General features: G+C 43.2%; 11 protein-coding genes. 10 read left to right on the forward strand and 1 reads right to left on the reverse strand.

What is annotated here, in order from left to right:
* Positions 1 to 10: 10 nt before the first annotated feature.
* From sufD to sufB, 4 genes are read left to right on the forward strand one after another with little or no spacing between them, the layout of a single operon-like run.
* Positions 11 to 1,273: a Fe-S cluster assembly protein SufD gene (sufD, locus tag AB1I63_10285; GenBank protein ID MEW4355213.1), complete on the forward strand. Its 1,263-nt coding sequence runs from the start codon at positions 11 to 13 to the stop codon at positions 1,271 to 1,273.
* Between the two features lie 4 nt (positions 1,274 to 1,277).
* Positions 1,278 to 2,507: a cysteine desulfurase gene (locus tag AB1I63_10290; GenBank protein ID MEW4355214.1), complete on the forward strand. Its 1,230-nt coding sequence runs from the start codon at positions 1,278 to 1,280 to the stop codon at positions 2,505 to 2,507.
* Positions 2,494 to 2,925, forward strand: coding sequence for a Fe-S cluster assembly sulfur transfer protein SufU (sufU, locus tag AB1I63_10295; GenBank protein MEW4355215.1), 432 nt, complete (start codon positions 2,494 to 2,496; stop codon positions 2,923 to 2,925). Before AB1I63_10290 ends, sufU begins: the two co-directional genes overlap by 14 nt.
* Positions 2,926 to 2,960: 35 nt before the next feature.
* Positions 2,961 to 4,373 (forward strand): Fe-S cluster assembly protein SufB, encoded by a 1,413-nt coding sequence (sufB, locus tag AB1I63_10300; GenBank protein ID MEW4355216.1) that lies wholly within the window; start codon positions 2,961 to 2,963, stop codon positions 4,371 to 4,373.
* A 296-nt stretch (positions 4,374 to 4,669) separates the two neighbouring features.
* On the opposite strand, the gene pbp3 is transcribed toward sufB, so the two are convergent.
* A complete protein-coding gene (gene pbp3, locus AB1I63_10305) occupies positions 4,670 to 5,899 on the reverse strand; it encodes a D-alanyl-D-alanine carboxypeptidase PBP3 (GenBank protein ID MEW4355217.1) in 1,230 nt (409 codons plus the stop codon).
* A gap of 143 nt (positions 5,900 to 6,042) precedes the next feature.
* Between pbp3 and AB1I63_10310 the strand changes: the two genes are divergently transcribed.
* From AB1I63_10310 to trxB, 6 genes are all read left to right on the forward strand, one after another.
* The gene (locus AB1I63_10310) at positions 6,043 to 7,386 is read left to right on the forward strand and encodes a DEAD/DEAH box helicase (GenBank protein MEW4355218.1); all 1,344 of its coding nucleotides are present in this window, start codon (positions 6,043 to 6,045) and stop codon (positions 7,384 to 7,386) included.
* A gap of 95 nt (positions 7,387 to 7,481) precedes the next feature.
* Positions 7,482 to 8,312 (forward strand): transporter substrate-binding domain-containing protein, encoded by an 831-nt coding sequence (locus AB1I63_10315; GenBank protein MEW4355219.1) that lies wholly within the window; start codon positions 7,482 to 7,484, stop codon positions 8,310 to 8,312.
* 70 nt (positions 8,313 to 8,382) lie between these two features.
* Positions 8,383 to 9,177, forward strand: a complete 795-nt coding sequence (locus AB1I63_10320; GenBank protein MEW4355220.1) for an amino acid ABC transporter permease — start codon at positions 8,383 to 8,385, stop codon at positions 9,175 to 9,177.
* Positions 9,174 to 9,917: an amino acid ABC transporter ATP-binding protein gene (locus AB1I63_10325; protein ID MEW4355221.1), complete on the forward strand. Its 744-nt coding sequence runs from the start codon at positions 9,174 to 9,176 to the stop codon at positions 9,915 to 9,917. Before AB1I63_10320 ends, AB1I63_10325 begins: the two co-directional genes overlap by 4 nt.
* A gap of 75 nt (positions 9,918 to 9,992) precedes the next feature.
* A complete protein-coding gene (locus tag AB1I63_10330) occupies positions 9,993 to 10,220 on the forward strand; it encodes a DUF4059 family protein (protein ID MEW4355222.1) in 228 nt (75 codons plus the stop codon).
* Positions 10,221 to 10,230: 10 nt separating this feature from the next.
* Positions 10,231 to 11,145: a thioredoxin-disulfide reductase gene (gene trxB, locus AB1I63_10335; GenBank protein ID MEW4355223.1), complete on the forward strand. Its 915-nt coding sequence runs from the start codon at positions 10,231 to 10,233 to the stop codon at positions 11,143 to 11,145.
* Positions 11,146 to 11,380: the final 235 nt, after the last annotated feature.

Genomic DNA, 11,380 nt, shown 5'->3' on the forward strand with positions numbered 1-11,380 from the left:
GGAGAAAATAATGACTAAAGAAGCCATTAAACTGTTTTCACAAGCACACGCCGAACCCGCTTGGTTGAGCGACCTTCGTCAAGCAGCTTTTGAAAAGATTGAAACACTAGACTTGCCAAAGATTGAGCGGGTGAAATTCCACCGTTGGAATCTGGGTGATAGTACGATTGTAGAGTCAGAAGCAAGTAGCAATGTTCCTGATTTTACAGCCTTGGGAGACAATCCGAAGTTGGTTCAAGTTGGCACTCAGACTGTATTTGAACAATTATCTCCAGAATTAGTCGAAGCTGGCGTTGTCTTTACAGACTTCTACACAGCCTTGGAAGAAATTCCAGAAGTTGTGGAGCAGTATTTTACCAAAGCAGTGGCGCATGATGAGGACAAATTGGCAGCCTATCATACAGCTTATTTCAACAGTGGAGCAGTTTTATATGTGCCTGATAATGTTGAAATCGACGCACCTGTTGAGGGGATTTTTTACCAAGACAGTGAAAGTGATGTGCCTTTTAACAAACACATTCTTGTCATTACAGGGAAAAATGCGAAATTAAACTACCTAGAGCGCTTTGAAAGTATTGGGAATGGTAGCGAAGCTGCAACAGCCAATATCACCGTAGAAGTGATTGCAGGCGCAGGTAGCCAGATTAAATTTGCAGCGATTGACCGTCTCGGTCAGCATATCACAACTTATATGAGCCGCCGAGGAAATCTGTCACATAATGCTAGCATTGACTGGGCGATTGGGGTCATGAATGAAGGAAATGTGATTGCAGACTTTGATAGTGACTTGTATGGTGATGGTAGCCATGCCGATATGAAGGTGGTTGCCCTATCAAGTGGTAAGCAAGTACAGGGGATTGATACGCGTGTGACTAACTACGGACGTTATTCTATCGGAAATATCCTCCAACACGGGGTTATCCTTGAGAAAGGAACCTTGACTTTTAACGGCATTGGTCATATTATCAAGGGAGCAAAAGGGGCAGATGCTCAGCAAGAGAGCCGTGTCTTGATGTTGTCAGACCAAGCACGAAGCGATGCTAACCCAATCCTTTTGATCGATGAAAATGATGTTACAGCAGGACACGCAGCCTCAATAGGTCAGGTCGATCCAGAAGATATGTATTATCTCATGAGCCGTGGTTTGGATAAGGCGACAGCAGAGCGCTTGGTCGTGCGTGGATTCTTGGGAGCTGTGATTACGGAAATCCCTGTCAAGGAAGTCCGCAATGAAATGATTGACGGAATTGAAGAAAAGCTAAGCAAGAGGTAAGAAGATGTCAATAGATAGCCATGCCATCAAAAAAGAGTTTAAAATCCTAGACCAGCAGGTCCATGATGAGCCTTTGGTCTATCTTGACAATGCTGCAACGACGCAGAAACCACAAGCTGTTTTAGAGGAAATCTTAGACTATTACGAGATGGACAATGCCAATGTCCATCGCGGTGTCCATACCTTGGCAGAACGTGCTACGAGCCGCTATGAAGCGGCGCGTGAGCGCGTGAGACAGTTTATCCATGCCAAGTCGACCAAAGAAGTGCTTTTTACAAGAGGCACGACAACCAGTCTCAACTGGGTTGCGCGCTTTGCAGCTCAAATCCTGCAACCAGGTGATGAAGTTCTGATTTCCATTATGGAGCACCATGCCAATATCATTCCCTGGCAGCAGGTCTGCAAAGAGACAGGGGCAGAGCTGGTCTATGTCTATCTCAAAGATGGATGCTTGGACATGGAAGATTTAAAAACTAAGCTATCCAGCAAGACCAAGTTCCTATCCCTTGCCCATGTGTCAAATGTTCTCGGAGTCATCAATCCAATCAAGGAAATCACCCAGTTGGCGCATCAAGTCGGTGCGATCATGGTAGTGGACGGAGCGCAGTCAACGCCTCACATGGCGATTGATGTCGTAGACCTAGATGTCGATTTCTTTGCCTTTTCAGGTCATAAGATGCTGGGTCCGACGGGTATCGGTGTCCTCTATGGCAAGGAAAAATGGCTCACGCAAATGGAGCCTGTTGAATTTGGCGGCGAGATGATTGATTTCGTCTACGAGCAGTCGGCGACCTGGAAAGAATTACCGTGGAAGTTTGAGGCAGGAACGCCCAATATGGCAGGTAGCATTGGACTTGCCAAAGCCATCGATGTTCTAGAAGAAATCGGGATGGACGAGATTGCTCGTCACGAAGAAGACTTGCTAGCCTATATCTTTCCCAAGTTACAGGCGATAGACGGGATTGAGATTTATGGTCCGCAGGATTTAGCGAAGCGCTCAGGTGTGATTTCCTTTAATCTCAAGGGTCTACATCCACATGATGTAGCAACGGCGCTTGATTATGAGGGAGTAGCAGTTCGAGCAGGGCACCATTGCGCTCAACCGCTCTTGGCTTATCTGGGAGTGCAGTCAACGGTTCGGGCTAGTTTTTACCTCTACAACACCAAGGAAGATTGTGATAAATTGATTGATGCACTAGAGAAAACAAAGGAGTTTTTCAATGGCACTTTCTAAACTAGAGAGTCTGTATATGGCGGTGGTGGCTGACCACTCCAAACACCCTCATCATCAAGGGACGATTGACGGGGCAGATCAGGTGGATTTGAACAATCCCACTTGTGGCGACGTCATTAACCTATCTTTGAAACTTGATGAAACTGGTGACACCATTCAAGACATTGCCTTTGTCAATGCAGGTTGTACCATTTCAACAGCCTCAGCCAGCATGATGACCGACCTTGTTATTGGAAAGACCAAATCAGAAGTCCTTGAGCTAGCGCAGATCTTTTCTGAAATGGTGCAGGGGCAGGAAGACGCGCGTCAAAAAGAACTAGGAGATGCAGCTTTTTTAGCAGGCGTTGCCAAATTCCCCCAGCGCATCAAATGTGCGACCCTAGCTTGGAATGCCCTCAAAAAAGGCTTAGAAGAATAGAAAAAAATAGAAGATAAATCATAGAGGAGAAAAGAATGGCAGAAGAAAGAGTAGAGCCAAAACCGATTGACCTCGGTGAATACAAATTCGGCTTTCATGATGATGTCGAGCCAATTATCTCGACAGGAAAAGGCTTGAATGAAGATGTTATCCGTGCCTTGTCGGCAGCAAAAAATGAACCAGAATGGATGTTGGAGTTCCGTCTTAAATCCTATGAGGCCTTCAAAAAAATGCCTCTTGAAACATGGGGAGCGGATCTTTCAGAGATTGATTTTGATGATTTGATTTACTACCAAAAAGCTTCTGATAAACCAGCCCGTTCTTGGGACGATGTGCCTGAGAAAATCAAGGAAACCTTCGAACGCATCGGGATTCCAGAAGCAGAACGTGCCTATCTTGCTGGAGCTGCTGCCCAGTACGAATCAGAAGTGGTCTACCACAATATGAAAGAAGAGTTTGAAAAGTTAGGCATTATTTTCACCGACACAGACTCTGCTTTGAAAGAATATCCAGACCTTTTCAAACAATACTTTGCAAAATTGGTTCCGCCGACAGACAATAAATTGGCGGCATTAAACAGTGCAGTATGGTCTGGTGGTACTTTTATTTATGTACCAAAAGGAGTCAAGTGTGATATTCCTTTGCAGACTTACTTCCGTATTAACAACGAAAGCACAGGTCAGTTTGAGCGGACCTTGATTATCGTGGATGAAGGTGCAAGCGTCCATTATGTGGAAGGCTGTACAGCGCCGACCTACTCAAGCGACAGCCTACATGCGGCGATTGTTGAAATCTTTGCCCTTGACGGCGCTTATATGCGTTATACCACTATTCAAAACTGGTCTGACAATGTTTATAACTTGGTAACCAAGCGTGCTCGTGCCATGAAAGATGCGACGGTTGAGTGGATTGATGGAAACTTGGGTGCAAAAACGACCATGAAGTACCCGTCTGTTTACCTAGACGGTGAAGGGGCGCGTGGAACCATGCTTTCAATCGCCTTTGCCAATACTGGTCAACACCAAGATACAGGTGCCAAGATGATTCACAATGCACCGCACACCAGCTCTTCAATCGTATCAAAATCCATTGCTAAAGGTGGAGGCGCGGTAAACTACCGTGGTCAGGTAACTTTTGCCCGCAATTCCAAGAAATCTGTCAGCCATATCGAGTGTGATACCATTATCATGGATGATATTTCAAAATCAGACACCATTCCATTCAATGAAATCCACAACTCACAAGTTGCCTTGGAACATGAAGCAAAAGTATCGAAAATCTCAGAAGACCAACTCTACTACCTCATGAGCCGTGGTTTATCAGAAGGTGAAGCAACAGAGATGATTGTCATGGGATTTGTCGAACCCTTTACCAAAGAACTCCCAATGGAATATGCCGTTGAACTTAACCGCTTGATTGCCTATGAAATGGAAGGTTCAGTCGGCTAATATGACGAGTAAACCAATAAGTATGAGCTTATTGGTTACCGACATATTGCCGGCTGAAGTTGGAAATGATGAAATGCGGCAGCATTTCTACAGATAGTAGCTAATATGACGAGCAAACCAATAAGCATAGATTTATTGATTTCTATGATATTACCGACTGAAGTTGGAAATAAGGATTATGGCAGAAATCTCAGCCAATCTAAGTTATGCCTGTGTTTCGTTTCCTCCTACGAAATCAAAAGGAAACAAGCATATTAGAACAACTAAAAAAATCGCAGGTTTCTGCGATTTTTTCTTTATAGTTTTTCATTGACAAATTGGACGAAGTCATTCCACCAAGCGATGAGAAAGAAGGGGCGTTTGACGTTTTCTTCTGCCACCATGGTGATGGTTGGCTCTTGTCCGCCTAGATAGCCTTGACCGATAAGGTCGGTATCTTTATAGGTCAATGTTCCTAGTTTTTGCCCTTTTTTGATTGGAGCTTTGACTTTGAGTTGGTCTGGTTTAAAGCTGATTTCAGGATTGTGTTGGCTACCGTTTTGCTTGATGATAGTCAAGTCTTCCTTAGCAACAGCTGGGATGGTTTCTTGTTTACCGTTAATAACGGTGACGCTACTGTCATTATAGGTATCATTTTGATTGATTAGATTAACAGCACTAAAATTTCTGGAAACATAGGACATGAGCTGAGAAGTAGCCGTAAAGCGAGCGTAGGGATTGTTTTCATCTTGATCAGCGTTTAAAATGACCGTAATGATCCGCATGTCGTTTTGAACAGTTGTACCCACAAAGCTTGAGCCGGCTTTTTCAGATGTTCCTGTTTTTAATCCATCCACTCCAGAACGGAAGCTAACCATATTTTCCAGCATGTAGTTGGAATTTTGAATCGGTATCCCACCAAAGATGGCTTCCGGTTTTTTGGTAATGTTTAGAATTTCGGGATAATCTCTGAGAAGATTGCGTGCAAGGATAGCAACATCATAGGCGCTCATTTTATTTTCCTTGCCTTTTTCGATCGACTCGTCTAATAAAGAAGTATCTACTCCGCTTGCATTGATTAAAGTGGAGTCTGTGATATTCCAAGATTCTAGTTTTTTTCTCATTAAATCGACAAAATTCGATTCACTTCCAGCAATCTCTTCAGCAAGGGCAATAGCAGCGCTATTGCTGCTTGCGATAAGCATCGCATCCAGCAATTCAGCTACGGTGTAGCGTCTTGTCTCCATTGGGACATTTGATAGGGCAGGATTGGCGGTTAATTGATACGCATAATCTGAAATATCAATGGATGTTTTGAGTGAGATTTTTCCTTCGTCTATTGCCTCATACACTAGATAGGCTGTGAGGAGTTTACTGATACTTGCTACTTCCACAGACTCAGTCGCATCTTTCTCGTAGAGAATTTTTCCGCTTTTGGCATCAACTGCAATCGCGTGTTTGGCAGCAACGTCAAAGTCCTCTGCTTGCGCTGGCTTAACCACACAGCCAAGGAGAAAGCAGGTGACAATCAATAGGATTTTTTTCATAATAGTCCTCTCTTCGTCATTACTGCTATTGTATCATAAAACTACTGTTCTTTTTCAAAAATAAGCTTAAAGCGTAGCGGGATTGGTCTTTTTGGCGAAAATTTTGGTATAATAGACGAGATAGATAGAAAAAAGAGGATACCATGAAATTTACAGAATTTACCTTTAAGCCTTACATTCAAGAAGCACTGGCTGATTTGAATTTTATCGAGGCAACAGAAGTACAAGAAAAATTGATTCCCATTGTATTAGAAGGGCGAGACTTGGTCGGTGAGTCAAAGACAGGATCTGGAAAGACCCATACCTTCTTGCTACCGATTTTTCAGCAGTTGAATGAAGCGGCAACGAGCCCGCAAGTGGTCATTACAGCCCCTAGTCGAGAGCTTGCAACGCAGATTTATCAAGCGGCTCGTCAAATTGCCCAATTTTCACCCAGTGAGATTCGTGTGGTGAACTATGTCGGAGGGACAGACAAGGCTCGTCAGGTGGAGAAATTAGCGACACAACAGCCTCATATCATTATTGGAACACCAGGGCGTATCTATGACTTGGTAGAGTCAGGGAGTTTGAGCATTCACACAGCCAAGACCTTTGTAGTGGATGAAGCAGATATGACCCTTGATATGGGATTTTTGACAACGGTAGATAGAATTGCGGCACGTTTGCCAAAAGACCTTCAATTTCTAGTCTTTTCAGCGACTATTCCGCAAAAACTGCAACCTTTCCTGAAGAAATATTTGTCAAATCCTGTTATGGAGCAAATCAAGACCAAGACGGTGATTTCAGATACCATTGACAACTGGCTGATTTCGACGAAAGGTCGAGACAAAAATGCTCAGATTTATGAGATTTGTCAAGCTATGCAACCGTACTTGGCTATGATTTTCGTCAATACCAAGACACGGGCAGATGAATTACATGGCTATCTAAGTAGCCAAGGATTAAAAGTCGCTAAGATTCATGGAGATATTGCGCCGCGCGAACGCAAGCGGATTATGAATCAAGTGAAGAACCTAGAGTACGAATATATCGTGGCAACTGATTTGGCAGCACGTGGAATTGACATCGAAGGGGTCAGTCATGTTATCAATGATGCGATTCCGCAAGATTTATCTTTCTTTGTGCATCGTGTGGGGCGGACTGGACGAGCTGGTCTAGCTGGTACAGCTATTACGCTCTACCAACCGAGCGATGACTCAGACATTCGTGAACTCGAAAAAATGGGGATTGTCTTTGTGCCAAAAATCCTCAAAGACGGAGAATTCCAAGATACCTATGACCGTGATCGTCGTCTTAATCGTGAGAAAACGCGTGAGAAATTAGACACAGAGATGATTGGTCTCGTCAAGAAGAAAAAGAAGAAAATCAAGCCAGGCTACAAAAAGAAAATCAAGTGGGCTGTGGAAGAAAAGCGTCGCAAGACCAAGCGGGCTGAAAATCGTGCGCGTGGTCGTGCCGAACGCAAGGCAAAACGCCAGACTTTCTAGCTCGATAGCTATTTTTTATCATCGATATAGAAAATATATATTGGGCAGATGAGAAAATGCATGATAGACTAATTAAAAAACTGGAGGTCTATCGTATGAATAAAAGAATTGTTTTTGTATTTCTCACCTTGTTAGTCAGTCTTGGCTTAGTGGCTTGCAGCTCAAGTACTAAAGAGTTAAAGACTCAAAAAGAAACAATTATCGTTGCCACAGACTCAGACACGGCTCCTTTTACCTATAAGGAGGGAGATGAGTTTAAAGGCTATGATATTGATGTCTTAAAAGCTATTTTTAAAGACGCCAAAGAGTATGAGTTAGAATTTCAAACGGTTGATTTTCCGTCGATCTTGTTAGGAATTGACGCTGGGCGTTTTCAGATAGCGGCAAATGACTTCAATTACAATGAGGAGCGAGCAGGGAAGTACCTCTTTTCAGAGCCAGTATCCTTGTCCAATTACAGCATTGTCAGTCAAGAAAGTACAGGCTTCAAGACTTTAGATGACTTGTCAGGCAAGAAAACAGAAGTCATCGCAGGATCGAACTATGCCCAGCTTTTGGAGAATTGGAATAAGGAGCATAGTGATCAAAAGCCGATTGAAATCCAGTATGTGGCTAATTCTTCGGGAGTATCTCAGCGCCTGCAGCATATTGAAACTGGGCAGATTGACTTTATCCTGTATGATGCAATCTCTGCTACCTATATCAGCAAGGATCAAGGCTTGAAACTAGCTGTTCAACCTTTGGAGACCAAGGGTTCAGCTGACAAAGACGGTCTTGAGTATTTCCTCTTTGCGAAGGATGAAAAAGGGGAAGAATTACAAGCTTTTGTCAACAAACGTTTGAGAGAGTTGACAGAATCTGGCAAATTGAAAGAAATCAGCCAAACCTATTTCGGAGGAGACTTTACCTATACTTCTCAAAAATAGGAAATACAAATCCTTGGACTTTTACCCAAACTGTGGTAAAATAATCCATTATTGAGAAAGGGAAGTAACTATGAATATTACAACGGCGAAACTCGTATCAGATTGGTATCAAAATCTGATGCAACTGATTCCAGATGGGCAGCTTTTTAGCTGGCGCTCTGTATTTGAAGGTCTTCCCCGTATTATCGAAAAGTTACCAACGACGCTCTTTTTGACTCTTGCTGGGGCACTTTTTGGGCTTGTTTTGGCTCTTATCTTTGCCATTGTCAAAATCAATCGCATTAAGATTCTCTATCCTTTGCAGGCTTTGTTTGTCAGCTTTTTGCGGGGAACGCCAGTCTTGGTGCAGCTCATGCTGACCTACTACGGGATTCCGCTTTTACTGAAGGCAATCAATTTGCGTTTGGGAACGTCTTTTAATATTAATGCGATTCCAGCGGTCGTCTTTGCCATTGTTGCCTTTGCCTTTAATGAAGCGGCTTATGCTAGTGAGACGATTCGTGCGGCTATTTTATCAGTTGATAAGGGTGAGATTGAAGCGGCAAAAAGTCTGGGTATGACAACAGCCCAAGTCTATCGCCGAGTGATTATCCCTAATGCGGCGGTAGTCGCAACGCCGACCCTGATCAATTCCTTGATTGGCTTGACGAAAGGGACTTCTCTCGCCTTTAGTGCAGGAGTGGTCGAAGTCTTTGCCCAAGCTCAGATTTTAGGTGGGGCAGATTACCGCTATTTTGAACGCTTTATCTCAGTAGCCATTGTTTATTGGATTGTCAATATTGTCATTGAACAAATCGGACGTTTCCTTGAGAAGAAAATGGCGATTGAGACCCCTAAAGATGTGAAAGGAGAAGCTGGTTTATGATTCGTATTTCTCAACTCAGTAAAACATTTTCTGGGCAAAAGGTTTTAAACAATCTCGGTCTGGAGATCAAAAAAGGAGAAGTCATTGCTCTTATAGGCTCTTCTGGAGCTGGAAAATCAACTTTCTTGCGTAGTTTGAATTACCTCGAGCAGCCAGATAGTGGATTTATTGAAATTGATGACTTTAAGGTGGATTTTTCAAAGATCACGACAGAAGAAATCCTGACGCTAAGAAGGAAATTAGCCATGGTGTTTCAGCAGTTCAATTTGTTTGAACGCAGAACAGCTCTTGACAATGTCAAAGAGGGGCTTATTGTGGTTAAGAAACTGTCGGATGAAGAAGCAACAAAAATTGCCAAGGAAGAACTAGCCAAGGTCGGTTTGTCGGATCGTGAAAATCATTATCCAAGACACCTATCAGGTGGTCAAAAACAACGGGTTGCCTTGGCGCGTGCTCTTGCGATGAAACCAGATGTTCTCTTGCTTGATGAGCCGACATCAGCTCTTGATCCTGAATTGGTCGGAGAAGTGGAAAAATCCATCGCAGACGCAGCTAAGTCTGGTCAGACCATGATTTTGGTCAGTCACGATATTTCCTTTGTCTCTCAGGTGGCGGATAAAATTCTATTTTTGGACAAGGGGCATATCCTTGAATCAGGCGCTCCAGAGGAGATTATTCAACGTCCAAAAGAAGAACGGACAAAAGAGTTCTTAGCAAATTACAAACGGAGCTATATTTGATATAATAGAAGAATCAAAAGTAGGGAAAGAAAACTTTTCCTGCTTTCTCATGTGAGTGAAAGGAATGGAGGGTGGATGTTTTCTCAGATTTTATCCCTGTACCTGCAAAGTTTATTGCTGACAACGATTTTGGTAGGGACGCTTCTCGGGATTTGGATCGGCATACGCGCGATTCGCAATAAAGACAAGACGGCAAAAGCCAGACAGGCACATCTGTATGATATGCTCTTGATTGGCGTGATGACCATTCCAGTCCTATCATTTGCCATGATGGGCATTTTACTGGTATTAAAGGCAAGATAAGGAGACGATTATGTATGATACAGTGATTATTGGATCTGGACCTGCAGGGATGACTGCGGCCCTCTATGCAGCACGAAGCAACCTAAAAGTGGCGCTTTTAGAGAGAGGGATCTACGGAGGGCAAATGAACAACACCTCTGAAATTGAAAATTACCCTGGTTATGCTCATATTAGCGGTCCAGAATTGGCAGAAAAAATGTTTGCACCTTTAGCAGATTTAGGTGTTGAGCACCTGTTTGGCTTGGTAAAAGACATCCAAGTCGAAGGCGATCTTAAAAAAGTGATTACTGAAGATGAAATCATTGAGACAAAAACTGTCATCATTGCAACTGGTGCTTCTCATCGAAAACTTGGTGTTGCTGGAGAAGAAGAGTTAAACAGCCGTGGGGTTTCTTACTGCGCGGTCTGTGATGGTGCTTTTTTCCGCGGAGAAGATCTCTTAGTAGTCGGAGGGGGAGATTCTGCCGTTGAAGAAGCAGCCTTTTTGACTCAGTTTGCAAATAGTGTGACCATTGTTCACCGCAGAGATGAATTGCGAGCTCAAAAGGTCCTTCAAGACCGTGCTTTTGCAAATAGCAAGATCTCCTTTATCTGGGATTCTGTGGTTAAGGAAATCAAGGGTGAAAACCGTGTTGAAGGTGTTGTTTTGGAAAATGTCAAGACAGGCGAAGTGACGGAAAAGGCCTTTGGTGGTGTTTTCATCTATGTGGGCTTAGATCCTGTGAGTGACTTTGCAAGTAGCTTAGAGATTACAGATGAGAGTGGCTGGATTATCACAGATGATCATATGAAAACAGCTGTCGATGGTATCTATGCTATCGGTGATGTTCGCCAAAAAGACTTACGACAAATCACAACAGCCGTGGGAGATGGAGCTATTGCTGGTCAAGAAGCCTATAAATACATCGTTGAACATGAAGCATAAGCTAGGTATATTTCCCAATGTCATTAAGTTAAAGAATCTACTACTCGAATTTGGGTAGTAGATTTTTTTGTGCTACATTAAAAGGAAAAGAGGGATTCCTATGAGATTGAAGCATATTAAACATCATTTATTGGATTGTATCTATTCTATTGTGTCAAATTCTTAAGTGACGCAATCATTACGAGCTCCATACTTTTTGTGCTCTGCTCTTCGCCCTATTGGCACTCCTAGTGTT

The organism is Streptococcus pneumoniae (assembly GCA_040719455.1).
GTDB lineage: Bacteria > Bacillota > Bacilli > Lactobacillales > Streptococcaceae > Streptococcus > Streptococcus pneumoniae_G.